The 25,546-nt window shown below is 38.3% G+C and carries 20 protein-coding genes; 14 read left to right on the top strand and 6 right to left on the bottom strand.

The window, feature by feature from the left end; genetic code table 11:
• Positions 1 to 14: 14 nt before the first annotated feature.
• Positions 15 to 1,457 carry a TolC family outer membrane protein gene (locus A37Q_RS0112445; protein ID WP_018300613.1) on the top strand — a complete coding sequence of 481 codons (1,443 nt, stop codon included), beginning with the start codon at positions 15 to 17 and terminating at the stop codon, positions 1,455 to 1,457.
• 18 nt (positions 1,458 to 1,475) lie between these two features.
• On the opposite strand, the gene A37Q_RS0112440 is transcribed toward A37Q_RS0112445, so the two are convergent.
• Positions 1,476 to 2,129 (bottom strand): glutathione S-transferase, encoded by a 654-nt coding sequence (locus A37Q_RS0112440; RefSeq protein WP_018300612.1) that lies wholly within the window; start codon positions 2,127 to 2,129, stop codon positions 1,476 to 1,478.
• Between the two features lie 317 nt (positions 2,130 to 2,446).
• On the opposite strand from A37Q_RS0112440, the gene A37Q_RS0112435 reads away from it, so the two are divergent.
• The 8 genes from A37Q_RS0112435 to A37Q_RS0112400 are packed head-to-tail and all read left to right on the top strand — an operon-like array spanning position 2,447 to position 13,285.
• On the top strand, positions 2,447 to 3,823 hold the full coding sequence (locus A37Q_RS0112435; protein WP_018300611.1) for a diaminobutyrate--2-oxoglutarate transaminase family protein: 1,377 nt from the start codon (positions 2,447 to 2,449) through the stop codon (positions 3,821 to 3,823).
• A 6-nt stretch (positions 3,824 to 3,829) separates the two neighbouring features.
• Complete coding sequence (locus A37Q_RS0112430; protein WP_018300610.1) at positions 3,830 to 5,353, top strand: pyridoxal phosphate-dependent decarboxylase family protein; 1,524 nt, start codon at positions 3,830 to 3,832, stop codon at positions 5,351 to 5,353.
• Complete coding sequence (locus A37Q_RS0112425; protein ID WP_018300609.1) at positions 5,334 to 7,079, top strand: IucA/IucC family protein; 1,746 nt, start codon at positions 5,334 to 5,336, stop codon at positions 7,077 to 7,079. Before A37Q_RS0112430 ends, A37Q_RS0112425 begins: the two co-directional genes overlap by 20 nt.
• The gene (locus A37Q_RS0112420) at positions 7,066 to 8,448 is read left to right on the top strand and encodes a lysine N(6)-hydroxylase/L-ornithine N(5)-oxygenase family protein (RefSeq protein WP_018300608.1); all 1,383 of its coding nucleotides are present in this window, start codon (positions 7,066 to 7,068) and stop codon (positions 8,446 to 8,448) included. Before A37Q_RS0112425 ends, A37Q_RS0112420 begins: the two co-directional genes overlap by 14 nt.
• A gap of 48 nt (positions 8,449 to 8,496) precedes the next feature.
• Positions 8,497 to 10,845 carry a GNAT family N-acetyltransferase gene (locus A37Q_RS0112415; protein WP_018300607.1) on the top strand — a complete coding sequence of 783 codons (2,349 nt, stop codon included), beginning with the start codon at positions 8,497 to 8,499 and terminating at the stop codon, positions 10,843 to 10,845.
• The gene (locus A37Q_RS0112410; RefSeq protein ID WP_018300606.1) at positions 10,842 to 11,267 is read left to right on the top strand and encodes a hypothetical protein; all 426 of its coding nucleotides are present in this window, start codon (positions 10,842 to 10,844) and stop codon (positions 11,265 to 11,267) included. The genes A37Q_RS0112415 and A37Q_RS0112410 overlap by 4 nt, the downstream gene beginning before the upstream one ends.
• Positions 11,260 to 12,486, top strand: coding sequence for an MFS transporter (locus A37Q_RS0112405; RefSeq protein ID WP_018300605.1), 1,227 nt, complete (start codon positions 11,260 to 11,262; stop codon positions 12,484 to 12,486). The genes A37Q_RS0112410 and A37Q_RS0112405 overlap by 8 nt, the downstream gene beginning before the upstream one ends.
• Before the next feature lie 19 nt (positions 12,487 to 12,505).
• Positions 12,506 to 13,285, top strand: a complete 780-nt coding sequence (locus tag A37Q_RS0112400) for an amino acid kinase family protein (protein ID WP_018300604.1) — start codon at positions 12,506 to 12,508, stop codon at positions 13,283 to 13,285.
• Here A37Q_RS0112400 and A37Q_RS0112395 read toward each other — a convergent pair.
• Positions 13,243 to 13,656: a VOC family protein gene (locus tag A37Q_RS0112395; RefSeq protein ID WP_018300603.1), complete on the bottom strand. Its 414-nt coding sequence runs from the start codon at positions 13,654 to 13,656 to the stop codon at positions 13,243 to 13,245. The two genes, A37Q_RS0112400 and A37Q_RS0112395, sit on opposite strands and share 43 nt — an antisense overlap.
• Positions 13,657 to 13,869: 213 nt before the next feature.
• On the opposite strand from A37Q_RS0112395, the gene recA reads away from it, so the two are divergent.
• The 3 genes from recA (at position 13,870) to A37Q_RS0112380 (ending at position 17,047) form a co-directional block, all read left to right on the top strand.
• Positions 13,870 to 14,910 carry a recombinase RecA gene (gene recA, locus A37Q_RS0112390; protein ID WP_018300602.1) on the top strand — a complete coding sequence of 347 codons (1,041 nt, stop codon included), beginning with the start codon at positions 13,870 to 13,872 and terminating at the stop codon, positions 14,908 to 14,910.
• A complete protein-coding gene (locus A37Q_RS15470) occupies positions 14,888 to 15,343 on the top strand; it encodes a regulatory protein RecX (RefSeq protein WP_083907068.1) in 456 nt (151 codons plus the stop codon). The genes recA and A37Q_RS15470 overlap by 23 nt, the downstream gene beginning before the upstream one ends.
• A gap of 192 nt (positions 15,344 to 15,535) precedes the next feature.
• Entirely contained in the window at positions 15,536 to 17,047 is a 1,512-nt protein-coding gene (locus tag A37Q_RS0112380; protein ID WP_018300600.1) for a hypothetical protein, read from the top strand.
• Here A37Q_RS0112380 and A37Q_RS0112375 read toward each other — a convergent pair.
• On the bottom strand, positions 17,023 to 17,439 hold the full coding sequence (locus A37Q_RS0112375; RefSeq protein WP_169710317.1) for a hypothetical protein: 417 nt from the start codon (positions 17,437 to 17,439) through the stop codon (positions 17,023 to 17,025). The genes A37Q_RS0112380 and A37Q_RS0112375 overlap by 25 nt on opposite strands.
• 103 nt (positions 17,440 to 17,542) lie before the next feature.
• Positions 17,543 to 19,624 (bottom strand): ankyrin repeat domain-containing protein, encoded by a 2,082-nt coding sequence (locus tag A37Q_RS0112370; RefSeq protein WP_018300598.1) that lies wholly within the window; start codon positions 19,622 to 19,624, stop codon positions 17,543 to 17,545.
• A gap of 182 nt (positions 19,625 to 19,806) precedes the next feature.
• Here A37Q_RS0112370 and A37Q_RS0112365 point away from each other — a divergent pair, with 182 nt between their 5' ends.
• Together A37Q_RS0112365 and A37Q_RS0112360 are read left to right on the top strand one after the other, a co-directional pair.
• Complete coding sequence (locus tag A37Q_RS0112365) at positions 19,807 to 20,451, top strand: hypothetical protein (protein WP_018300597.1); 645 nt, start codon at positions 19,807 to 19,809, stop codon at positions 20,449 to 20,451.
• A gap of 141 nt (positions 20,452 to 20,592) precedes the next feature.
• Positions 20,593 to 21,771 (top strand): hypothetical protein, encoded by a 1,179-nt coding sequence (locus A37Q_RS0112360; protein WP_018300596.1) that lies wholly within the window; start codon positions 20,593 to 20,595, stop codon positions 21,769 to 21,771.
• A gap of 18 nt (positions 21,772 to 21,789) precedes the next feature.
• Here A37Q_RS0112360 and cydC read toward each other — a convergent pair whose 3' ends face one another.
• On the bottom strand, positions 21,790 to 23,457 hold the full coding sequence (cydC, locus tag A37Q_RS0112355; RefSeq protein ID WP_018300595.1) for a heme ABC transporter ATP-binding protein/permease CydC: 1,668 nt from the start codon (positions 23,455 to 23,457) through the stop codon (positions 21,790 to 21,792).
• The gene (gene cydD, locus A37Q_RS0112350; protein WP_018300594.1) at positions 23,445 to 25,250 is read right to left on the bottom strand and encodes a heme ABC transporter permease/ATP-binding protein CydD; all 1,806 of its coding nucleotides are present in this window, start codon (positions 25,248 to 25,250) and stop codon (positions 23,445 to 23,447) included. Before cydD ends, cydC begins: the two co-directional genes overlap by 13 nt.
• Between the last annotated feature and the right edge of the window lie 296 nt (positions 25,251 to 25,546).

Below are 25,546 nucleotides of genomic sequence, written 5' to 3'. Positions count from 1 at the left end.
ACTTAGGAAGATATATGAAAAAGTTAGCAACGGTTATCATCAGCATGGCATTTGGGATCAGTGCCTATGCTCATACGCCAGTTGAGAAAAGCGCTCAAAGTGCACAAAATCTCTCAGATGTCTATCAGCTTGCTAAGAAAAATAACGCAAGTTATATGGCTTCAGAGGCAACATTCCAATCAACACAGCAAAATGTACCTATTGCGTTGGGTCAACTATTGCCAATTGTTGATGTGGGCTATGTGGGTCAAGGAAACTATACCTCAGCACCTGGGACTGATTCAACAACCGGACTTGAAAAACGCACAAAATACTTTACTCAAGCGCCAAGTGTTACTGTCGCTCAGGCTTTATTTAACTGGTCTGCTTGGGGTGGGTATAGCTATTCTGTGTATCAAGCAAAAGCAGATGCAATTAGCTTTGCTGAAGCACAACAAAATTTAATATTAAATACATCACAGGCGTATTTTGAGATCTTACAGCAGCAGGATAACTTAGCTTATGCACGTGCCAATGAGTCTTGGAACAAAGAGCTTTTAAACCAAAATGAAGAGAAATATAAAGTTGGTTTAGCCGCTATTACCGATGTGCAAGCAACTAAAGCGCAGTATGAACAGTCGGTTGCATCTACGGTGCAAGCTGAAAATGATTTAGCAACGGCATATGCTAGTTTGGCACAGATTACAGGTCAAAAAATCTCTAGTGTGCAAAAGTTAAGTGATAAGTTTCCTTTTGATAAGCCAAAACCAGCCAGCATGAAAGAGTGGTTAAATATTGCCTTAAAACAAAACCTATCTGTTGTGCAAAGCCAGTATCTACTACAGTCTTCTGAGGCAGGAGTTAGTGCAGCATGGGGTTTATTTATTCCAAATGCGACACTGAACGCCAATGCAACAAGAACGCTCAATTATCAAAATCCAAATAATACAGCAGGCTCAAATACGGCATATGCCAATGTGACGGTAGCTTGGAATGTATTAAATGGTGGCGCTGATTATGCAACAGTGAAGCAGTCTCAGTATAACAAAGAGGCGGCTCGTTATAATCTACTTGAGGCTGAGCGTGCAACTGAAAGCTCACTTAAAACCGCTTATTTGAATGTGATTACAGATATTTCGCAAGTTGAAGCCTATAAGCAGGCGGTGATTTCAGCACAAGCTTCCGTCGATGCAATGAAAGCAAGCTATGAAGTTGGAACCAGTACCATTGTTGATTTACTAAGACAGCAGCAGCAATTATTTGAAGCACAGCAGCAGTATTCACAAGCAAAATATGCTTATATTAATGACTTATTGACACTGAAGCAGGTTGCAGGTGTTTTATCTTATCAGGATGTTGATGCAATCAATAAGTGGTTAACAACAATGCATACTTCAAAGCAATCAAGTAGTAATATGCAAGCAAGTCAGAAAAAAACAGCTTCTTCTGGCATTTATAAAGATGTGATTGAGCAATAGTTTTTGCACAGAAGCTTGTTAAATAAAATTAAAATCCCCTAATTTTTCTTTCATTCTGCTAAAGCTTGGATGCGCTTCAATTTGAGCGACATAGTCAGTAATATTTTGATAGTTCATACTTGCATCAAACCTTGAGCTTATTAGTTTTAAAGGCATATGCATTTGAATGTCAGCAGCCGTGAACCTGTCTTCAAAAATATACCGCTTACCTTCTAGTGAATCATTGATAAAGCCAAGGTGAGCTGCAAAGTTTTTGTTGAAGAATCGGCTATCCATCTTTTGACAAATGGCTTTAATAATTGGTTTTACAAAGAAAGGCACTTTTTGTGATTTGAGTTTGATAAAAAGATACTTTGATAGCAACAGTGACATAAGCGAGCCTTCAGCGTAGTGAAGCCAGAAAAGATAATCATAGGCGCTACTGCTATAGTGATCTTCTTTATCATGATTATTTGTTAAAAACTCAATCACCGCACCACTTTCGACATATGCTTTATTCTGATGCTCCAAAATTGGCGATTTTCCCAGTGGGTGAACCTCTTTTAAAGACTCAGGTGCTTGAAACTCAGGGGTTCTTTTAATTTCCTCTACTTCATATTCAAGGTTCAATAGTGAGAGAACCCAAGGAATGCGATAACCTCGTGATTGCTCTAGCAAATAGACTTTGTACATGTTAATCCTTATAGATTGTGACACTTTGTTGATTTGAATGTATATCAATCAGGGATTATTTTCCAACGTTTCTAATCATTCAGGATAAATTAATTGTCATAAACTATTGATAATGATATTAATTATCAATATCATATTGTTCATTAGGTAGAGGGTGTGATGATTAATATTAAACTTTAAGTTATATCGGTCATTTATGAGCGTATTTTGTTTATATGTGCTTATAAGCACAAGTGTAATTTTGTCATCATGAACATTAACTAACCCGGGCTTTTCAAAATTGAGCTTAGGTTAAGTACATTGACTAGGAATAGGTAATGGAAGATACAAAACCAAGGAATGATTTGACAGATAGCATCTCAGCAAAAGCGGATATGATGAAGCTATTATTGGGAGATCAGGCAAGCTGGGAGTCCAATGCGAGAAGTTATCCACGCAAAAATCCATTTGTTATTGATAAGGCAAAGGGCATTTATCTGACTGATATCACAGGCAAAAAATATATCGATGCCTTAGGCGGTGCAGGCTCTTTAGCGCTAGGGCATAATCATCCAAAAGTATTAGAAGCTATTGAAAGTGTCTTACAAAAAAGCACACCGCTTCATACTCTAGATTTACTCACTTATGAAAAACATGCTTTTATGCTAGAGCTATTAGATAGCTTGCCAGAGGCTTACCATGGTGATGTAAAGATACAGTTTTGCTCACCAACAGGAGCAGATGCTGTTGAGGCGGCAATTAAGCTTTGTAAGACAGCAACAAACAGAGAGAATATTCTTGCTTTTCACGGTGCTTATCATGGCATGACACATGGAACATTGGCAATGATGGGTAATATTGCGCCTAAGCAGAATCTATCTGCGCTTATGCCATCTGTGCACTTTTTGCCTTATCCTTATGCTTATCGCTGCCCATTTGGGCTGCAAGGTGATAATAGCATCGCTGTCAATATTGAAATGATTTCACGGATGTTATCAGATCCAGAAAGTGGCATTGTTAAACCTGCAGCAATTATCTTAGAACCCATTCAAGGTGAGGGCGGTGTTATTGTCCCACCGATCAGCTGGCTTCAAGCAATAGCGAATCTCGCAAAGGCACATGATATTCCGCTTGTTGTTGATGAAGTGCAAACGGGTATTGGCAGAACAGGGTATTTGTATGCTTTTGAAAGAGCCAACATCACACCAGATGTGATTGTGCTATCCAAAGCGATAGGCGGCGGTTTACCGATATCGGTTGTGATTTATAAAAAGAAGCTTGATCTTTGGCAGCCGGGTGCGCATGCAGGCACCTTTAGAGGCAATACACTTGCTATGGCAGCAGGGCTTGCAACATTAAAAGAAGTGCGAAAACCTGAGTTTCTAGCACAAGTGAGATCAGTTGGTTGTTATTTTAAATCAAAGCTTATTGAGCTTAAATCAAAGCATAAACTAATCGGTGATGTGCGAGGAGAAGGACTTATGCTTGGCATGGAAGTTATCGATTATAAGCAAAAGGCAGATGGTATTGGCAGTTTTCCTGCTGATGGACAAAAGGCCATGAGCATTAAAAAATTATGTTTTCAAAAGGGGCTTATTATTGAACTCGGTGGTCGTCATTCTGCGACACTTCGTTTTTTACCGCCGCTTATTTTAACAAAAGAAGATGTTGATAAAATCATTCAGATTGTGGATGAGTCACTCAAGGAAGTATAGCTAAATATGGAAAAAGAAGCTTATTTTTTAACTGATGATGCATCGATCAAGCACTATCAAGCCTTAATGTTAAAGGTGAGTGAGTATATTGGCGCGCATCTAGCAAATGAAAAGGCCTATAGTGGTATTTCGCCTGAAAAGAGTCAATCCTTAGCAAAGAGTCTAACACAGGGCTTTCAAGGAGAAACTTTTGATCAGCTGTTATCGCACTATCTAAAGCCAGTGTTAGCACATTCAGTTAATATTAACAGCGCACACAGTATGGCGCACTTACATTGTCCTATTATGCAGGCATCGTTAGTTGCAGAAATGATGATTTCTGTGTTGAATCAATCCATGGACTCTTGGGATCAAAGCCCGATAGCAACCTATCTTGAACAGGCAATGATTGATTTATTTTCAGCCAAGATTTACCCAAAGCATATAACTAATGCCGACGGCGTCTTTACAAGCGGTGGGACGCAATCAAACTTAATGGGGCTTTTATTAGCGAGAGATTATTATTGTATCGATAAACTAAAGCATGATATTACTCAATTGGGCTTACCTCCCGAGGCGTCAAAATTTCGTATATTATGTACAGAGTATACTCATTTCTCCGTGCACAAATCATTAATGCTGCTTGGGCTTGGCAGGGAGGCTATTTGTACTGTCAAGGTTGATGATAAGCAAAGAATGTGCCCTATCCATCTAGCACATCAAATAGAAAAGCTAAGGCATGAAGGGCTATTGCCTATTGGCGTTGTTGCAACAGCAGGAGGCACTGATTTTGGACAAATTGATGCTGTTGATGAACTCTCCAAGGTGGCAAGCTCTTATGATATATGGCTTCATGTTGATGCTGCGGTGGGTGGTGCACTACTTCTTTCAAGTAAGCATAAAACACGTTTAGAAGGACTTGATCAGGCAGATTCAGTGACAATTGATTTTCATAAACTCTTTTTTCAACCGATTAGCTGTGGCGCTTTTTTTTGTAAAAATAAACAAAATATACAGCTTCTCTCTTATCATGCGGATTATCTAAACCCCGAAGAAGATGCTTTTGATGCGTTGAATTTAGTTGATAAATCCCTACAGACTACAAGGCGCTTTGATGCGCTTAAGTTATTTTGTGCTCTTAAGCATGCTGGGGAGGCACGCTTTGGTAGTTGGATAGATCATATTATTAATATGACAGTAAAAGCAGATTGTTTATTGCGTGAAAGCGATGAATTTGAGCTTGCCTATCAAGAAAGTATTCATGCCGAGGCGCGTTTGAATACAATTGTCTTTCGTTATATTGATCATAGGTGCTCGGAGCAAGCGTTAAATAAGATCAACCAAAGTGTTTATAAAAACATGTTGCTACAGGGGAACTACCTTATTGCACGCACCAAGGTGAAAGGCAAAGTCTATTTAAAATTCACTTTTATGCATCCAGAGGTAAGCTTTGATCTGATCAAAGAGGCAGTACAAGCAATTAAAGAGCAAGGTCAGAAGCTTGTGATGGCTTTAAGGGAGGAAAGAGAACATGATCACACATGCCTATGAAATAACACTGAGGCATTTTCTAAATTGCTTTTTTCGTGAAGCGGATAATTACACATTGCATTCAATTAGTGTAGAGCGTAATAGCTACTATCTAGAGGTGCCACTGTTGGGTGCACAGAGTAAACAAAGAAAGCTTGAGATTAAGCTGATATTATCAGGTGTGCTGCAATCACCAAAATGGTTGTTACCGGTATTCTTAGTTGAGGGTAATAAAAAACACCCACTAGCACCGCTTCAAGTGATTGAACTGATTGTTGATGTGCTCTCAGGGGATGTTGGGTCTTTTACAGGCGCTGAAGTAATCAGGCGTGTGATGAACTCAGCGTGTCATTTGGAGAAAATACTGAGCTATAGGAAATCTAACATTAGCCAAGCATTTAAAACAGTAGAAAGTCATTTTATTCAATCGGAGCAAATGCTGTTGTCAGGTCACAGGTTTCAGCCAGATGCAAAAAGTAGAGAAGGCTTCTCTGATGCGGAATTTCATGAATATTCACCAGAGACTGAAGGGAAATTTCAGCTACATTATCTATGGGTGAAAAAAACATTATTGAGCACAGAAACTGCAATGGATCAAACACTTGAAGCATTGCTGATAAGTTTTATGGGTGATGAAAAAGATGGGCTCCAAAAACCAAGTGAGAGATATCATTTATTTGTTTTACATCCTTGGCAGGCACTTTATTTATTGGAGATGCCGGAGATAGAGGCTTGTTTAAAAACCAAAGAAATCATTGATATAGGGACAACAGGGCTTTGGTTTTATCCAACAAGTTCGGTTCGCACTGTCTACTCACCAACAGCAAATATTATGCTGAAGTTTTCTTTAAATATCGCGATTACCAACTCTGTTCGAGTTAACCTTGAGAAAGAGTGTTACCGAGCTAAGGCCGTGCATGAGCTAAATCAAAATCAACTTGGCGAGGTGCTCACTAAGAAGTTCCCAGATTTTAGGCTTGTCACTGACCCTGCTTTCATAGCTCTGAAAGTAAATGAAAAGGTGCTTGATTCTAGTATTTGCATTATCCGTGAGGCACCATTTCAAGCACATGAAGATATCAGTGCCATTGCCGCTTTAACAGAGATAAATCCCTTTGATAACACAACACGTTTGCAAACACTTATTTTACAAGTCTCAAGAATGCAACAACTTTCCTATGAGCAAGCGGCCAGATATTGGTATAAACGCTATTTAACTGTTGTTGTGGCGCCTGTTTTGTGGCTGTATAGTGAATATGGTATTGCCCTTGAAGCACATCAACAAAATCTGCTGGTCAAACTGGAAAATGCACTTCCTGTTGCTGGGCTATATCGAGATTCTCAAGGGTATTATTATGTCAAAGATCACCCAAATCTTAAAAACATTGCAACAGATAGAGAACTTGAGTTTCTGTGTGATGGGACTTTGGAATTTGTCGATCATCATTTTTGTTATTATTTTATTGTCAATCATCTTTTGTCAGTCATCGAGGCACTTGCGGCAACAGAGTATATCTGTGAGAAAGTGCTTTTGGAGATGACGCAAAGTTTCTTCATGCATTTTGCAAAGAGTTATCAGACATCAGAGAGGTTTTCCAAAAAGCTTCTTGAGGATAAAACACTGCCAGCAAAGGCAAATTTAATGACGCGTTTAAGTGGCCTTGATGAGCTACAAGCCCCTTTAACTCAACAATCAGTCTATGTAGAGATAAAAAATCCATTTGAGGTGATGCATGAATGTGTATGATGTAATTGGGGTGGGTATTGGCCCTTTTAATTTATCATTGGCAGCGTTGTTAGAAGATAAGCCGATCAAGAGTATTTTCTTTGATCAAAAGGACAAATTTGATTGGCACCCTGGCCTTATGATGGACTGGACAACCTTACAAGTGCCTTTTTTAGCAGATTTGGTTACGATGGCAGACCCAACAAGTCGCTTTAGCTTTTTAAATTATTTAAAGGAAAAAGGCCGGCTGTATCCTTTTTTCTTTAAAGAAGACTTTTTGATTTTACGCAAAGAGTATAATGATTATTGCCGCTGGGTGTCAGAGCGTTTATCCAGCTGTCACTTTGGTTATAAAGTTCTTTCTATTGATTATAAAGCTCCTTATTGGGAGGTGATCAAAGAGGATCTTGATGGAAAAAAAGAAAGAGTGTTAGCTAAAAATATCGTCCTCGGTGTGGGATCGAGTCCATCTTTGCCACATGCACTGACATCGATCAATGATCACATGAAAACAAAGGTGCATCATAGTAGTTCCTATTTGAACATTAAAGATCAAGCACTGAACTCAGAGCACATCAGTATTATTGGCTCTGGGCAAAGTGCAGCAGAGGTTTTTATTGATCTTATGCAATCTAAGAAAAGGGCAACAAAAATAAGCTGGTTGACCAGAAGTAAAGGCTTTTTCCCAATGGAGTATTCCAAGCTTGGTTTAGAGCACTTTAGCAGCGATTATATTGATTATTTCTATCACTTAGATGAGAAAGTGAAGACAAGATTGATTAAAGATCAGGATCTATTATACAAAGGGATTAGCGCAAAGAGCATTGCTGATATCTATGATTTACTTTACCAAGAAAAGGCTTTTGGGAAAAAAACAGCTGAGCTCATTGCTAACAGTCAGCTTTATCAATTAAGTTATGATGATCAAACCAAAAAGATACAAAGTAGTTATCTTCATCAAGAGCAAAATAAGCGATTTTGTATTCCGACTGATTTCATTATTGCAGCAACAGGATATCAAAGTGCCTCTTTAAGTCTCATGGATAATATCAAATCACACTTTGCTATGGATGAAAGTGGTCAATTTCAAATTACAAGACACTATGGACTTAAGCCAAAGAATAGAAAGTTACAGGCAAATATTTTTGTTCAAAATGCTGAGATGCATACCCACGGTGTTGGCGCACCTGATTTAACCTTGGGAGCTTATCGAAGTGGAATGATTGCCAATCAGCTTATGGGTGAAAATGTTTACCAATTTCCTGATAAAAGTGCACTGACAGCGTTTGGTGTGCCAGATAATTACCTCTTAGCTGAAGATAAAAATGATTATGTTAACAATGTTCATAAAAGCGCGGATATTGTCTCAGAGGAAGCATTAGAAGCATAGTGCAGTATTTTATATGGCATAACTTGGAAGATGAGAAAGGAAAAAAGAATGAGAGATAACCATTTAGAGCTCTATTTAAATGCAAGCACGAGACTTTTAGAGAAAATAATAGCCGAATTTAGTTATGAGGGAATTTTTACCCCGAAAGCTGACCCTATTAAACCCAATAAATATATACTCAAGGTATCAAATCATATTGTTTATTCATTTGATGCCATTAAGGGTATCTATGGCAACTTGATGGTTGAGAAGGGCTCTGTAATGCGTCATCACAACAATCAGATAACAAAGGCCGTTGATGCAATAGATTTTGTGATTGAAACAAAAGCAATCACTCAAATTGACTCACATACAATGGCGCATTTTATCCGTGAGCTTAACAATACGCTATACGCTGATAGTATGATTTTGGCTAAAAATAACACTCTGGCAGATGAAATTATTCAGCTTCCATATGCAAAGATTGAAGGGGTTATGACAGGGCACCCATGGTTTGTTATTAACAAGGGGCGAATTGGTTTTTCTGCCAGTGAATATCAGCACTACGCGCCTGAGATGCAAAAAGAGCAAAAACTTATCTGGCTTGCAGTCAGTAAGACATTAACGAGCTTTCAGTCACTGTCAACGCTTTGTTATGATAAAGTGATTCACCATGAGCTGGATGAAGAGAGCTTAACTCACTTTGATGATATATTAAGATTAGCAGGTGCCAAATCAGATACATATTATTATCTTCCTTGCCACCCGTGGCAGTGGGATAATGTGCTGCAACAACAGTTTTTAAGTGATATTGCCCAAAGGAATCTTATCTATCTAGGTCAAAGCACAGATCAGTTTTTGCCAATGCAGTCTATCCGGACATTTTCTAATATTTCATTTCCAGAGAAATATAGCGTCAAACTGCCGCTTAGCATTTTTAATACGGCTGTATATCGAGGGTTACCAGAGGCGCAAACAAAAGCAGCACCTCTTTTAACTGAGTGGGTTCAGTCTATTGCTAAAAACGATCAGTTTCTAAAAAACTGTCGATTCATTTTATTAGGCGAGCTTGCCAGTATGTATTATCATCCGCCACACCAAGCATCCTTCTCCGGAGCACCCTATCAGTTCACCGAACAGCTGGGTGTCATTTGGCGCCAAAGTATTCAAAGCACACTAGAGCATAATGAAAAGGCCATGACAATGGCCGCTTTGGTGCATGTTGATAAGAACGGGAATACCGTGGTGGGCGAGTTGATTAAAAGCTCAGGATTAACGCTTGATCTTTGGCTTGAGAGGTTTTTTGACAATACATTGCCGCCACTTCTACATTTTCTATATCGCTATGGCATGGTGTTCTCCCCACATGGAGAGAACAGTATTCTTTTGCTTGAAAATGGCCGCCCTGTTGGGCTTGCAATGAAAGATTTTGTTGATGATATTAATATTTGTAAAGATGAGCTAAAAGAGTTAGAGGACTTGGCTGAAGAAGTTAAAAGTGCCATTCCGCGTGTAGAGGATGATTATCTTTTACAATTTATTCACACGGGTTTATTTGTTGTTCATTATCGCTATTTATCTGCAATTTTGGCCAAAAAACATGATTTTCCTGAAATCAAATTTTATCAGAAGTTAGATGACTGTATAACACGCTATCAAACCTCTCACCCTCAATTAAGCACGCGCTTTGAACGCTTTAATTTATATAAAAAGCGCTTTGGGAAATTGTGTCTTAATCGCTTAAGGGTGCTTGAGGTGGGGTATAACGATGCCCCTGAAAGGCCAAAAGTGTTACCAACAGATACACTAAAGAACCCTTTATATTTAGGCTATCTTGCCAATCGAAGAGTCAATGAGTTTGATTGTGGACATGTTAAGATGCGTGCAGTTGAGCTCGAGCGCGATATTGATAACTTGCACAAGTGGATGAATGAGGAGCATGTTGCTCAGTTTTGGCATTTGAATCAATCAAAAGAGAGGTTAAAAGCACATTTCTCTCAAGCATTATCTGATATGCATCAACAGCTTTTTATCTTATCGATTCATGGCAGAGAAATTGGCTATGCTGAGATTTATAATGCACAAGAAGATCGTCTGTCAGCATATTATCCTACTCAAGTGGGGGATTATGGTTGGCATTTATTAATTGGGGAGAGATCTGCACTGAATAAGGGTCATAGTGAAGCGTTAATTAGTGTACTTAGCGCATATTGCTTTGATATTCTTAACGCTCAGCGTGTGTTATTTGAGCCAGATGTTCGGGTGATTGCTTTTCAAAAAGTAGCCCCTAGATTAGGCTATCAAAATGAAGGAAAACTTATTTTACCAGAGAAAAATGCCTATCTTTTTTCCTGTGAAAAATCACAGTTTTTAGCGAAGTTGGCAGATAGCATAAACAAAGAAGGTGAGGCAATATGATTCGATGTAATATAAATGACTGGCCAGTGGTGAGGATGCATTTTCATAGTTATCCAAGTTATGAAGAAGTCATTAACTGGCTGTCTGATTGTGATCGGATTTTGAAAGAAAAGCGAGAATTTGTGCTTATTAGTACCTTTGATGAGCATTATCAATTTGAACACAGGGCGAGAAAAAAACAGGCAATTTGGTTCAAATCAGTTAAAAATGAGCTATCAAAGTGGTGTCTTGGCATGTTTCGTGTGACACAGGATCCTGTGATTATTAAGAAGATCAATGCCCCAGCAATGTCAAAGGGTATGCCTTTTCAATGTATTGTCGTTGAAGATGTAAAAAAAGCAGAGCTTCAAGCACATGAGCTTTTAACAAAATGTAACTTACCATCTCCATGGGATAAAAAGCTGAGCGAGACACATGAATAGACGATTTATTAATTTAGGAATACTGTATTTGGCCCAAGCCATTCCACTTTATTTTTGTACCTTTGCGCTGCCGACAATTTTGCGTGCAGAGGGGGTGTCTTTACAAAAAATTGGTCTTTTAGGGCTTTTATTATTGCCATGGGTGATAAAGTTTTTATGGGCGCCTTTTGTTGATAAATATTATACAGTAAGCATTGGCAAGCGAAAAAGCTGGTTCCTTGGCATGCAAGTTGTCACTATTGTGCTCTTGGGGATTTTTTCATTGATGAGTCCTCATGAATATTGGGGCGCCATTTTCTTCATGGCGTTTCTATTGTCATCGGTCGCAGCAACGCAGGATATTGCCATTGATGGGTTCTCATTGGAACAGTTAAAACGTGATGATTTTCGTTGGGGAAATTTGGCACGAGTTGCAGGAACAACACTTGGTAGCATGCTAGGAGGGGCCCTTTTAATTGCGCTGTATAAAGTGCTTGGCTGGCAAGCAATCACGCTTTTATTATCTGTTGTTTGTATTGTGATTGCGCTTTATATGATTTTTATTAAAGAAGATAACATCCCTGATGATGCCAGTAAAAAGCATCAACCATCGATTAAAAGCTTTTTAAAGCGCCCAGAGACACGGATGTTATTAGCAATGTGTTTGATTTATCGTGCTTGTGAGGGCTTGGTGATGGGGATGCAATCGGCATTTCTGGTCGACTTATCCATTCCTCTTAGCACCATTGGTGTTGTTATGGGTATTGGCAGCGCCGTTATTGGGCTGCTTGGTGCAACAGTTGCAAGCTATTTATTTAAGCCATTAGGTGGTAATAAAATGATTATATTGCTTGCTTGCATTCGTGGGTTTTGTTATTTCTCTTTGGGTGCAATTGCCCTTCTTGGTATAGGCAATAGTGTGCTTGTCTTTAGTGTTGTGCTGCTCAATATGGCCTCAAGATTAATGGAAATGGTGGTGCTCTATACAATTTTTATGCAGCATTGCTCAAAAAAACAAGCCGGTACGGATTTTACTATTTTAATTTGTGCGGAGTTACTGATTTATATCTCTGGCATGTCAATAAGTGGCTATCTTGCTGCATATTTAGGTTATGGTATGCTCTTTACATTGGGTGGGATTTTATCTATCCCCGGTGCTTTAGGCGCTCTTTATTTCCTAAGGAAGTTAAATGCATCTCATAAGCAAAAAGTGCATAATAGTGCGGTATTGGCGGCGTAGTAAAGGATAGATAAAGAGCATGTTTACAGATACAAAAGCCATTTCTGTGATCAAATTTGGCGGCACTTCAATGCAAAGTACAGTCACACGTCAAGCTGTTATTTCAGTGATTAAATCACATATTAAATCAGGTAAAAAAGTCATTGCTGTTGTCTCAGCTGAAGCGGGAGAAACGGACAGATTATATTCTTTTGCTAAAGCACAATATATTACCACTCAAGCTGAAATAGCGTTAATTGTTGCAACAGGTGAGATGAAATCAGCAAGCCTTTTAAGCGCCGGTTTAATGAATCAGCATGTGACAGTAAGTGCGCTACAAGTTTGGCAAATTCCCTTTATGGTGCATGAAAATAAACATAAGCCACTGGCGTTTAGTATTAATAAAGATTTCATATATCAGCAATTTGAAAGCGTTGATGTTTGTGTTATCCCTGGTTTTCAGGGCGTGAATGCAAAGGGGGAAATCACCCTATTATCACGTGGCGGGTCCGATTTGACCGCTGTAGCATTGGCAGATCTTCTTGCACTTGAAAAATGCACATTATATAAAGATGTTGATGGGGTATTTAATAAGCATCCGGAGAAAAAAGATGCGCTCTTGATCAATACATTAAGCTATGATCAGATGCTTCAACTTGCCAGATGTGGTGCTGGTATTGTGCAGGAAAAGGCCATTCAATATGCTAAAGATAAGCGCATTGAAATTGGCATTGCCAATACATTTACAGGTGTAACTGGGAGCTTAATCAGCACGCATCAATCTGCATTTCTTTCATCAGGAAGATCACTTGTATATTGAACAAATTCAATTTCAAATCCATCAGGGTCTATGTAGTAAGTTTTTTTTCTAAATTTATCCGCTGTGATGGAAATGCTACACTTAAATCCAGCGTTAAGCATGCGTTTTTCTAATGCTTGAATGTCGTGTACAACATATGCAAAATGTGCCAATCCTACTTGGTTGCCTTTTAAGTCACGATTGTCGCCTGCACCATGATCACTAAGCGCAATATATTGATAATCATCACCAAAATGTAACCATTTTCGCTTGTATTGATACCAGTTTGACTCCCCCAGTGATCGTATTTTCCAATGAGGAAAAGTCGCTTTATAAAACAAAAGTGACTGTTCTAAATTCTTAACAACAAGATTGATGTGTTCTAGATGCATGTCTATCTCCAACGGTAAATTGATTCAGCTTTCGCTAGTTGAACTTTCTGTATTTGATGTTAAATCCTCAAGTTAACTTGAGGTCAAGGGCTTTTGATAATAAAAAATTCTTCTTGAGTCAGATAATGTTTAACATGTAATGGATTTTCCTTTAGTTAAAGCGCCATAGGTGATACATTATTGGCTAGGAAAAAATGTTATTTGAGATGGGTTATGAGTAATAAAGAACAGGCATTATCATCAGCATTATCACAAATTGAAAGGCAGTTTGGAAAAGGCTCTATTATGCGCATGGGTGACCAGCCACTTATGCAAGATATTGAGGTGATATCAACTGGAAGTATTGGGCTTGATGTTGCCCTTGGTATTGGGGGCTTACCTATGGGGCGAGTTGTTGAGATTTATGGTTCTGAGTCCTCTGGAAAAACAACGCTAACGCTTCAAGCTATTGCTGAGTGCCAGAAAAAAGGAGGCACAGCGGCATTTATTGATGCAGAGCATGCGCTTGATCCTACCTATGCAAAGGCATTGGGCGTGAATGTTGATGATTTGATTCTTTCACAGCCTGATACCGGTGAACAGGCGCTGGAGATTACAGATATGCTGGTCAGATCAGGTGCAGTTGATATTGTCGTAGTTGATTCTGTTGCTGCATTAACACCAAGAGCCGAAATTGAGGGTGATATGGGAGACTCTCATATGGGTCTTCAAGCAAGGCTGATGTCACAGGCGCTACGAAAGCTTACTGCAAATATCAAACGCTCAAATACCTTAGTGGTGTTTATTAACCAAATCCGTATGAAAATAGGGGTGATGTTTGGCAACCCTGAGACAACAACAGGTGGAAATGCACTTAAGTTTTATGCCTCTGTTCGTCTGGAGATTCGCCGAGGGAGCCCGATTAAAAAAGCAGATGAAATTCTGGGTAATGAGACCAAGGTTAAAGTTGTCAAAAACAAGGTTTCACCTCCTTTTAAACAGGCAGAGTTTGATATTTTATATGGTGAAGGAACTTCTTTAGAGGGCGAGCTTATTGACTTAGGTGTCAAGCATGGTCTTGTTGATAAAGCAGGTGCATGGTATAGCTATAATGGGACACGTATCGCACAAGGTAAAGACAATGTTCGCCAGTATTTAAAAGAACATGAAGAAGTAAAAACAGGTCTTCATAGGGCAATATTAGAAAAGCTTCTGCCTGCGCGCACAGGCGCCAAAGAGCAAGTATCAGACAATGGTACAGATGCTGCAAGCTGAGCGTAATTATCTTTTTTTTCTCTTATCTAAAAAAGAGTACTCTCGCTTTGAGCTTAAATCTAAACTCAAAGCAAGAAATAAGCTCTCGCATGATGAAATTGAAGCACTATTAACAGAGTTCAGTGATCAAAACTGGCAATCTGATCGGCGCTTGACCGAGATGTTAGTTGCCTCATATTTGAATAAGCACTATGGTAAAGGGCGCATCATACAGAAGCTTGTTTATGAGAAGCAGGTTGATAAAGTGATTGTTGAGAGCGTCCTTTCTGAGCAAGCTATTGATTGGTTTCATCAGGCATCTCAATGCTATGAAAACAAGTATCATAGCGATATTAAAGATATCAAAGACAAACAAAAGCGGATACAATATTTGCTGCGCCAGGGACATGACTATACTACAGCTGTGGAGGTGGTAGGCAATATCCAGCTTTAACATAGGTGCGCCAGTTGTTGGCACGACTGGAATGTTTCATGCAAATTTACATCATTTTCCATAACTGCATTTCATATATTGCAGCCACACCATAATTTGTATATATTTTATTTCTTAATTGTGTTTTATTATTCCATAAATGCAGTTGAGGGTGGTGTATAAAGCAAGCGATATATCTGGAGAGTAGGTGAGTTGGCTGTTTCAAATGAAAAATTGTTTCTGATTATAAAAGAGGAAATTCTCGCGGCAATTGATATGTATAAAGTACACCATCAAATTGCCACATCCAAGTCAATAGATAATTTCACAGGGTATAAAATTAACTTCTCTTCGCATGGCAACTCAGGTATCAGAAGAGCGTATAATCTCAAATCATTTATTGAAACACTAGGACATTCAGTTTCCGTAGAGCAAGTATTAAAGAAAATAGATGAAGTCCTTGAGGAGAAATCAGGTGAGAAGCTTTTTTCACTCAAGACTATTTTATTATGTTATCTGTCATATGCTTTAGTAACGGTAGCTAGCAAGCATAAAATTGATATGGGTAATATCACATTAAAGAACTTAAAGAATCAAAACTTACCTTGCTTATCACTCAATGAGCCACTATTTTTTCAGCATCAGATAAAGTCAATCCAGCTTAATGGTATGTTTACGAAACACGCCGATAGGAATGTAGCACTAAAGCTCAATTTCAATCTAAAAAAAATCTCATTTATGTATTCATTTTCCGCTATAGTTGGCAGATTATTAGAACAATCAGGCAGTCAACAAAATAGAGGAAATATTGAGCTTAATGATATTTCTGGCTTGCATTATTGGAGTAGCTGTAGACTAAATGAAGTGGAATCTAGAAGAGCGACTCGAGAGATGTTACAGCGTTATGATGCTGATGAAATTAAGTTAATTTTGCCCAATCTAAAGTTAACGGCAATGGTTATGTCAGATATAGGAGATATAAGAGCTAATGGTTGTTATCAGGAAATCATTGCACATATAAAAGGCTTGGGCAATGAGAATCAAGGCGCAAAAGATGAGACAGCAAAACGTATCTCACGGATAATCGATTTTTGTGATGCCATTATAAGTTGTGTGAAAATTTATCTTGAACGTCAGAAACTAAGCCCGAACTTATTTCCATATATTGCTGGGGTTGATATTTACCTTAAATATGGTTTGAATGACCCATTTTCTGCCACAAAGTTGGCAAGTGGGCTTTTAGCATCAGCGGCTAATCCTCAATTTTCACAAGACTTTAAACTCTTAAAGCTCTCAGGTGCAATGTATTATGGGGATGCGCTAAGAGGAGATGGTCATACAAACCTTGGTTTGCTAAGAGCATATGATGTACTTTTCTTTGCAGATACTATTAAGCGCTACGCGTTAACAATATCATTTAATTATGACAACTTTCCTAACTTTGAGAGTCAGATACGGGAGTTTATCGATGGGTTATTTGTGTTTCTTATGAACTCTGGCAAAAAAGAAACATCACTTACTCAGTATTTAGCTATGGGGTTAGCGGGCTTTATTTCACACTATTCAAAGCTTGATGGCTATCAGCTTGATAATGTTTTTCTTCAGGAAAATAATGGCTCTTTACAAAGGTTTGCAAGTGAGCTTTTCCAAAAAAATGAGAACGTGAAACATCGTTTATTATTACTTTTATTATTAGAAATTTATCTGGATGCATATGAGGGCTGACTGGCTCTAAGCCTATATTTCTGCCACAGTGCATACGCCATAATAATGACCCCAGCAAGACCTATATAGGCGCGAATAGGTTCAAAGTAGCTGATAAGTGCGCCTGAGCCAAACACCGCTAATAACAGTGCATTGCAAGTGGGACAGGCGAAACCCAAAAAGCCAAGGACGATACCCAGTTTGTTTTTATGCAAGCGACAACTGGTCGTTTTCATGCCAAAATAAAGCCCAATAAGTAGTGCATAGGGAATAAATATAAGATAGTCCCAAAGGTTTACTTCTATCTTACGGGTAAATAAAGGGTTGCTCCAAAGTCCTGTGACAGTGCCAAGGGTTAAAGCGATTACAATAAAAATAGCCGCTGCACGGATAAGTTCACTTTTTGACAACATTTCTATACTTGCAGACATTTATGGGTAAAATAATTCTAAAAAAATCAGGCGGGATTAGATATGTTTTTATGGCAAGTGTAAATCAATGTCATTTACTATAGCTCTAAGCAATTTTACAGTGCTTCACAATAGCACGGACTTGTTTTATTTGCTCTAAGGTTAAATAGTGATAGTACTCTTTCTGATGTAGCCACTTTCCGTAGTATTGAATCAGTACTTTAAGTGCATTGTGATTGTACTCTTTACAGGCTTGATAAACGGTGCGCGCAATAGTCTTTTTATCAAGTTTTCTTGTTTTGATAAAAAGTCGCATGATATCCTGATAGCCTTCTTTAGCTGCAATTGAAAATGCACTATCGCCCAAAAGGTTAATCTCATTAATATCGGTTTCTCGACACAGAAGCAACATTGTGACAATGGCTAAATTTCCCTTTTTACAAGCAACCATAAGTGGTGTGTGTAGAGTCACATATTCATTAATACAGTAGCGGTCAACATACTTAAGTAAAGTCGCTACAACCTTTTCATGCTCTCCTTGACACGCTAAAAATAACAGCATTTCATGTTTTTGTGGATGTAAAAAGAGTGAGGTATGTTTTATGAGTATTTCGACAACTTTATCGTGTCCATTTTGACAGGCAATATATAGTGCATTTGTATTTTTAAACAATGTCGTTGTAGAAACTTTAGGATCATGCACCATAGCCTGCACTAATTTTGCTGCCCCAGATTGACAGGCTGACCAAAAAGCATGAACACCACTTGAGTTTGGACGGTTGACCATTTCATATGGCAGCTTCTCTATAAGGAAAAGGGCAGTGTTTGTATGTGAGTTCTGACAGGCAATAACAAGCGGACTATACTGCTCTGTGCACATTGATTTAAGATCAAAGTAGCGCTGATCAAAGCAGGCTTTAATAACCCCAAGCTTGCCCTCAGCACATAAAAGATAAAAATAATGAGGACACATTTTTTGCTTTGCATATAAGCGTTCATGAAGAAAAGTCGCGGCATAAATTTTCTGTTCATCTTTGCTAAGAGATGCTTCTGACTGGCATTTAAGCGAATTTAACAACAAAAAGTAGTTGCTTCCTAGCCAAAATGTTTTTGTGTCTTTATTTCCACTGACTATATTGCGATGACTAATACAAAACTGTTCCTCCTGTTCAAGTAGAGATAAGACTTTTTGTAGAGATCGCTCGGATTTTAGCTGTTGTGATAAGAGCATAGCGCGGGCAACATATTCTTTATTCCAGCAAAAAGGGCGGTGCTTTTGAATATAATGTTGCAACTTAGTATTGATATTAAGATAGTGATAGGCAAGTAATATTAAGTCTCTTGTATCAGCAGCTTGCTGGTTATCTTTTGCCATCACATACAGCTTTATACTCAAAGAGATCTCTTTTGATGTAACAGCAAAGCTTTGATACAGCTGATTGACCAATGCATCATCACTAAAAAGAGGTTTGATATATATATTTTCAGTCATGAAATTTGCATCGTAAACCTGCCAGTGATATTGATGCTTTCTAAGCCCAATACTATGGCCATAACCTGAAACGCTAATAAAATAGGCATTATTCTTAATAACTGGCAGAAGTTTGATAGCTGAGAAAAGCGTTGCATATGCTTTTTTATCCCCCCAAAAGACAACACTTGCATACTCAGATATTTGTGGTGTGAGTGTATTGGAATTATTTGCATTATAGGCATGGATTTTTTTATTAGCGACAAGTGTCGAGAATGCTTCAATATTCTGGCTAATATGTTTAGGCGAGATTTGTAGAGAGCAAGGTGTGTGATAAACAATGAGTGTCTGCAAAAATGCATTAATAGAGTCAAGTATTTCTAGCCGGCCAAGCTCATTTTTGTAATATAGCTGACTAGTAATAAGATTATTACGGCAAAGTTTTTTAGCATCACAGTAAGCCTCTATTAGTTCAGTTAGTGATGTGAAGGACTTTCTCATAAAGGATACAGGATGCAGTTTATAATCCCTTGTAAGGTAATCTAAACGCTCATAGTAGGTTGATAGTTCATTGCATAATGCAGCCTGTCCCCAGCATGCGCTTAATCCATAGCAATAACCTTCATCTTTGCCGAGGAAGTCATAGTAATTTTGAAAATTCTCTAAGGCAGAAAGCTTTTTAATGTTTTTATGTAGACAAGTGTATTTATTATTCACTAAAAGAGGCATTCCATTTATAATTCAGCGTCTATTTACAATAAATCTATTAATGATTAAATCAATATTTTATTATCTATTTAACTCAAAGAAATAAATTGATAAATTAAGCATAATAAATATTAACAAGTTTAGGTTAAGCGCTTAAAATACCCGAAATTTTAAATTAATGAAATTATTTTATGCCAAGTCAGATAATGTTAAATACCATTCAACAACAAATTGCAAATTTAAATGCAGTATACCTGCAAGCGAGAAACATGGGTGCAGTCTTGCCACAGCGAGCGGGTCAGGCATTACAACACTTACAACAGATGAATTTTGCAAATAGGCCTTCTGACTATGACTGCTACCAAGCGGCAAGTGTACTGTTTTGTATGGTAATTTCTTCAGCAAGTCAACCTTGGACACATCCAAATGGAGGTGCTCAGCAAGAACGAATCCATGAGTTATGGCAAGAGGCGCGTGGATTTCGAAATGAAATTGCGAATTGTCTAAATGGCATACAAGCGGGTCAAAATTTCATAAATTATATCAGGGATCTCCCTAAAAATAATGCCTTTAATTATTGTTATATCAGTCTTGCAAGAAAATATAACTGCGTATACATAAATGATCCGCAACAAAATACTTCTATACCATACGATCGATCAGGACTTATTGCCTGGATTCAAAGTAGGGGCGGTGCCCTTATTGATCCAGTTACAAGAGAAGCATTCACACTGCCCTATTTAACTTCGATAGCTTTATTTAATGTTCCTGAGGGACAACGTACGGTGTTTAGTAAAACAACAGATAATTTATCCATACGGCATCCTGCCTATTAACGCGCATTGAAGATAATAGAAACTTTACTTTTTAGAAACAAGGGGTTGTCATTCTATAGAAGTAAGGTCTGTTAATCTCTAATACGGTTTATGTCAATGTGAACCATAAATTTTGAATTTACTAATGATAAAGGATAGAAAATGCCACTTACTATACCACTTAAAACACCTTGCCGAGAGCCTTCAGATCAAAGCTTAAATGAATTTATAGCAATCAATAGGCTTGAGAACTTCCCTCAAATGCTTCGAGTTAATCGTAATTCCAATAATGAAGATCAAGCGGTGATATTACATTTTAGCAATAGAAGTAAATCTCGAACATATGGAGATGGCGTGACTCCTGTGGGCGAAGGTTTACAACTGGCTATGTGTGTAACTCAGCAAGAAATAGTGACTAGAGAAATTCAACCAGCGCTCATCCCCAAGAATCTATATGATCCTCAATATGCGGGGAGTAAAATTGATCTGGATCTACATACATGTGAGGGGTTGACTAAATGGACAGAAAAAATGTGTCAGATACAAAGAAATAGACCACCCCGTTTAGATATTGATCAGACAAAAGCTTTCCATGCTTTGGCATTTTATGCGGAGATTTTACGTTTTAATCTTGGTCTACTAGAGGTGATAGCGTATCAACATAATCCTTATGAAGAGCTATATAAGGACATTATGGAGAACGTAGCACAATGTCTAACTACACTCAGGATAAACTGGGCAAAAACTAGCGGAATAACATATGATAATATGGTAGAAAAAAGGGGGCATGATATACGTGGCCAGTTTCTTAGCCACAGGAATAGGTTTTCTAACATAATACGAAACAGAGAAATAACATATACTGATATTTTAACTTTATTGACAGATACGCCGATTGATTATGGAGTCAATGCAAGTGATCGGGCGTATTGGATACACTGGGATGATCCAGATTTGCTATATGACACCAGGCATGTGTTTAAAATAACAATATACAGTCATATTTTTAGTTTTACACCTACTATAGTGTTTAGGTTTTCTGGCAATCAGGTTGTTGAAAATGATAAGGATGATATTAGAGCCTTGTTAAAGGCATTAAACTATCATTGTAAGCTTAAATATAAATTGCAAAAAGGTCGCATTGGAGAGCAAAGCCGGCTGATAGATCATGGTATCGTATGTAGAAAGAGCAATTATGTAAGAAAAAGTAAAGATGAAAATAATTATTTTCAGTTGCCTATCAATCTTGTTAGATTTGATCAAGAGACAACAGTAAATGCAGAGCAGCGAGTGCCTCCATGTAGATATATGAAAGGGCTTGGCGTAGGGGGACAATTTTGAGCTACTACATTTTAGTGTCTATGAGCCAAAATAAACCACGCGATCTACTTTGTTCAGCAAGGTTTGATTGTGGGTAATTAAAATCAGGGTTCTATCTTGTAAGTGTGTCCAAATTGAGTTCATCACTTTGGCTTCAGTGATTTTATCAAAGCCTTCAGTTGGCTCATCTAACACGATAATCGGCGCATCTGATAATAACATGCGAGCAAGTGTAAGACGTCTCATTTGACCTTTTGAGAGATGCTTTCCAAGCTCACCTGTCCAGCTATTCAGTTGATTTGGCAGTGATTTAACAAAGTCTTTCAAATCCACAAGATCAAGTGCATGGTATAGCTCATCATCTGTAGCGTCTTCTTTGGCAATTTTCAAATTCTCTTTAATGGTGTTATTAAAAATGTGAGCATGTTGAGAAATAATCGTAATGTTTTGGTAAAGGCTTTTCTCATCAAAGTGCGTAATATTATTTTTGCCGATGAGAATTTCCCCACTTTCAGGATCCCAAAATCGTGCAAGAAGATTCACAATGGTGCTTTTTCCTGAGCCTGTCGGGCCAAAAAGTGCTATTTTTTCTTTTGCTTGAATCACTAAATTGAAATCTTGCAGCACTTTTGTGTGAGGGGAATAACCAAAGCACACATGATTAAATGTAATGCTTGCATTATCTTTGCTAATAAGCTCAAGCTTATCGGCTGACTGAGGAAATACAACGGAGGGTTTTTGTTGGGTGAGTGTAAGGATTCGCTTTGCGGATTTTAGGGTTTGTCCTAAGTACTGATAAGCAACAGGAAGTGGCATAATCGCTTCAAATAAGCCCATTATTCCAAGGGCAAAAAGTGCAACAAAAGCGCCATTTAACTTGCCAGTTTCCACCAGAGAAACGCTAATCCATAATGACACCCAAATAGCAGCACCAAGAGATAAGGTCATTAAAAAACTGCCAAACCCTGAAAAAAAGGCCATTTTTTGTTGTGAGTGAATAAGTGCTTTACTTTGCATATGAATTTCTTTGGCATGGCTGTGATCGGCATTAAATATTTTCAGCTCAGCCATAGAGTGTATATGTTGGGTAATCGCAGTTTTAAGTATTGCTGTTTCTTGTGCTAATTGATTGGCATTCTTTTTCGCAAGCTGTGCACTTATAAGCGGCACAACAAAGCCTGCAAAGGCAGCAAATCCCATAGTGAAAAGTGCAATAGATAGACTTAGAAAACTAAAAAATACACCAATTAACAAAATCGATAGCAGAAGCACGATAGTTGGCGAGATAATGCGAATATATAAATTATCCAGTTGATTTACATCATTGACAAGACGTGAGAGTAGATCACCACTTTTATATTCCATTAAATGTGAGGGGGCAAGTGGTAATAAGCGGTTATAAATCCACAGGCGAACATCTGTTAAGAGCTTAAAAGTAGCCTCGTGCGTGAACACGCGCTCACCATAACGTGTCACGATGCGAAGTACCGAAAATGCACGAACACCGGCGGCAGGGTAGAAATAATTAAACTGATGAGCCACGATGATGCTAGCGGTTGCAACAAAGCCTGTAGCCGAGATAAACCAGCCAGAGAGTGACAAAAGACCAATGCTGGCTAAGATCGCTAAAAAAGCAAGCAATGTGCCGATGGTCATCCACTTGAGTTGTCTTCGAAACAGCTTTAAGAATGGGATTAATGCGCGCATTTTTCCCCCTCCGTTTGATGATAGGCATAGAGCTTATAAAAAAGCGAATTTTTGTCATGGCAAAGCTCGTTTAAAGTGCCTTGTTGGACAATTTTGCCATTATCCATCACAATAATGTTGTCCATATGCGCCAAGCACTCAAAGCGGTGTGTCAGCATGATAACGGTTTTATTTTTCCAAATGCTATATAGTGCGTTTAAAATTTCTTTTTCTGTTTTTTTGTCAAGTGATGCTGTAGGTTCATCTAAAAGCAGTAAATTACAAGGCTTGAGATAAGCACGAGCAAGTCCAAGCCTTTGTGCTTGTCCGCCTGAGAGCCCCAAGCTTTGCTCACCAATTTCGGTATCAAGTCCCATTGGAAGTGTGGAGATAAACTGCTCTAACTTAGCCATTTTAATGGCATCAAAAAGGGTATTATCATCTGCCTCTGGGTTTGCCAAAAGTAAATTTGAGCGGATCGTTCCTTTAAATAAGCCCGTTGTTTGTCCAAGCCAGCTGATGTGCTTTAGCCACTCTTTCTCGTTAATGTCATTTAAAGCTATTTTGTGATTGATAGAGATAGCATTATTTTCGGCGTGAATAAACTTTAGAAGTAAATTTAAAAGTGTGGTTTTCCCTGCGCCGCTTGGTCCTATGATGGCAACTTTTTGTCCACGGGAGATAGATAGATTGATATCTTTTAAAACAGCTGACGTATCTTTATGATAAGAAAAACTCAGATGCTGGCAATCGATGCGCTCAATATGCGTATTATCAAGCGTGAGATTGTCATTGGTTTTTTGTGGGGTTAAAGCGAATAGTTTTTCTAGTTCAATTGCCGCGCCTACTGCTTCAGCTTTGGCATGATAGTGTGTGCTAAGCTCTCTTAGCGGCAGAAAAAACTCAGGTGCCAAAAGCAGTATAAAAAGCCCACCTTGAAGTGTGATGTTATCTAAACTCCACCATAAAGAGTTGTCAGCACCTGCATTAATAAAGCCCATCCCTAAGTAGATAGCAACAAGAGCAATGGATGCCGCTGAAAACACCTCTAACACTGCTGAGGATAAAAAAGCAATGCGAAGGACTTTCATTGTTTTAATTCGGTATTGATCAGAGTAATTAAAAATGGCCTTTGCGTGGGGCTTTCCACGGTTAAAGAGCTTTAATGTGCTAAGACCCTGCAAGGTATCCAAAAAGCCAGAGCTCATGCGTGCGAGTGTTTTAAAATGTTTTTGGTTTTCACTTTCAGCGCCCCAGCCAACAAGCATCATAAAAAGTGGAATTAAAGGTGCACAAACAAGCAAAATAATGCCACTGACGATGCTTTGTGGGAAGATAAATACCAAAATAGCAATGGGCATTAAAGCGGCAAGTGAAATTTGCGGTAAAAAGCGCGTTAGAAAATTGTTCACCCCTTCAACTTGTTCCATAGCAGCGCTGATAATATCGCCAGAGGATTCTTTTGATAATGTGATCGGTCCAAGTGTATTTATATGTTGGATAATTTTGTCTCTAAGCTCAAGCTTTACCTTTGCCGCAGCTTGAAAGCTGACGATTTCTCTAACCCAGGCAAGTAATGCTCTAACAATAACAATAATCCCAATAGCAATAAAATAGCTAATAAGCTGCCATTTTGTGATTTTCTCAATATATGCACTATAGGAAATATGAGCCAGCAAATAGAGCTGTAAGATCAGTAGAAGACCGCTGATAAAGCTGATAATTACCGTCAGCTGAATCCATCGTTTAGCGGGTTTTGCAAGCGCTCTTAGCCACAGGCGTGCAGATTTTCTTTGTAAGGCATTGGTAGACATGAATTCTATGGATCAATCTAAATGCAAGCATTATATACGAAGCAGCTCAAAGAAGGAAAAATTGGTGGCAAAATTTGATATATACCACCCGCAAACCATTTTACCCTATTTCTGCCATTGAATTTCTTGTTCTTTTGAGTCATCAGATATTGCTAATAGTCCGAGCTATTACCTGCAACCCAATGACTCAAAACTATCAAAAACTTCTTCAACATTAAACATCGCAAAATGATTCGCGAGTGGTATAGCGCAAAGTTGTGGCAAATTAATAGGATTTCAGAAATAACAAAAAGTCA

It is taken from the genome of Fangia hongkongensis FSC776 = DSM 21703 (assembly GCF_000379445.1).
Classification (GTDB): domain Bacteria; phylum Pseudomonadota; class Gammaproteobacteria; order Francisellales; family Francisellaceae; genus Fangia; species Fangia hongkongensis.
The sequence above is the reverse complement of the archived record's forward strand: the minus strand, read 5'-3'. Positions and strand labels throughout refer to the sequence as shown.

Bases quoted from the DNA above. Each gene is read 5' to 3' on its own strand.
- A37Q_RS0112445 (WP_018300613.1), top strand. From the start codon at position 15: ATGAAAAAGTTAGCAACGGTTATCATCAGCATGGCATTTGGGATCAGT.
- A37Q_RS0112440 (WP_018300612.1), bottom strand. From the start codon at position 2,129: ATGTACAAAGTCTATTTGCTAGAGCAATCACGAGGTTATCGCATTCCT.
- A37Q_RS0112435 (WP_018300611.1), top strand. From the start codon at position 2,447: ATGGAAGATACAAAACCAAGGAATGATTTGACAGATAGCATCTCAGCA.
- A37Q_RS0112430 (WP_018300610.1), top strand. From the start codon at position 3,830: ATGGAAAAAGAAGCTTATTTTTTAACTGATGATGCATCGATCAAGCAC.
- A37Q_RS0112425 (WP_018300609.1), top strand. From the start codon at position 5,334: ATGATCACACATGCCTATGAAATAACACTGAGGCATTTTCTAAATTGC.
- A37Q_RS0112420 (WP_018300608.1), top strand. From the start codon at position 7,066: ATGAATGTGTATGATGTAATTGGGGTGGGTATTGGCCCTTTTAATTTA.
- A37Q_RS0112415 (WP_018300607.1), top strand. From the start codon at position 8,497: ATGAGAGATAACCATTTAGAGCTCTATTTAAATGCAAGCACGAGACTT.
- A37Q_RS0112410 (WP_018300606.1), top strand. From the start codon at position 10,842: ATGATTCGATGTAATATAAATGACTGGCCAGTGGTGAGGATGCATTTT.
- A37Q_RS0112405 (WP_018300605.1), top strand. From the start codon at position 11,260: ATGAATAGACGATTTATTAATTTAGGAATACTGTATTTGGCCCAAGCC.
- A37Q_RS0112400 (WP_018300604.1), top strand. From the start codon at position 12,506: ATGTTTACAGATACAAAAGCCATTTCTGTGATCAAATTTGGCGGCACT.
- A37Q_RS0112395 (WP_018300603.1), bottom strand. From the start codon at position 13,656: ATGCATCTAGAACACATCAATCTTGTTGTTAAGAATTTAGAACAGTCA.
- recA (WP_018300602.1), top strand. From the start codon at position 13,870: ATGAGTAATAAAGAACAGGCATTATCATCAGCATTATCACAAATTGAA.
- A37Q_RS15470 (WP_083907068.1), top strand. From the start codon at position 14,888: ATGGTACAGATGCTGCAAGCTGAGCGTAATTATCTTTTTTTTCTCTTA.
- A37Q_RS0112375 (WP_169710317.1), bottom strand. From the start codon at position 17,439: ATGTTGTCAAAAAGTGAACTTATCCGTGCAGCGGCTATTTTTATTGTA.
- A37Q_RS0112365 (WP_018300597.1), top strand. From the start codon at position 19,807: ATGCCAAGTCAGATAATGTTAAATACCATTCAACAACAAATTGCAAAT.
- A37Q_RS0112360 (WP_018300596.1), top strand. From the start codon at position 20,593: ATGCCACTTACTATACCACTTAAAACACCTTGCCGAGAGCCTTCAGAT.
- cydC (WP_018300595.1), bottom strand. From the start codon at position 23,457: ATGCGCGCATTAATCCCATTCTTAAAGCTGTTTCGAAGACAACTCAAG.
- cydD (WP_018300594.1), bottom strand. From the start codon at position 25,250: ATGTCTACCAATGCCTTACAAAGAAAATCTGCACGCCTGTGGCTAAGA.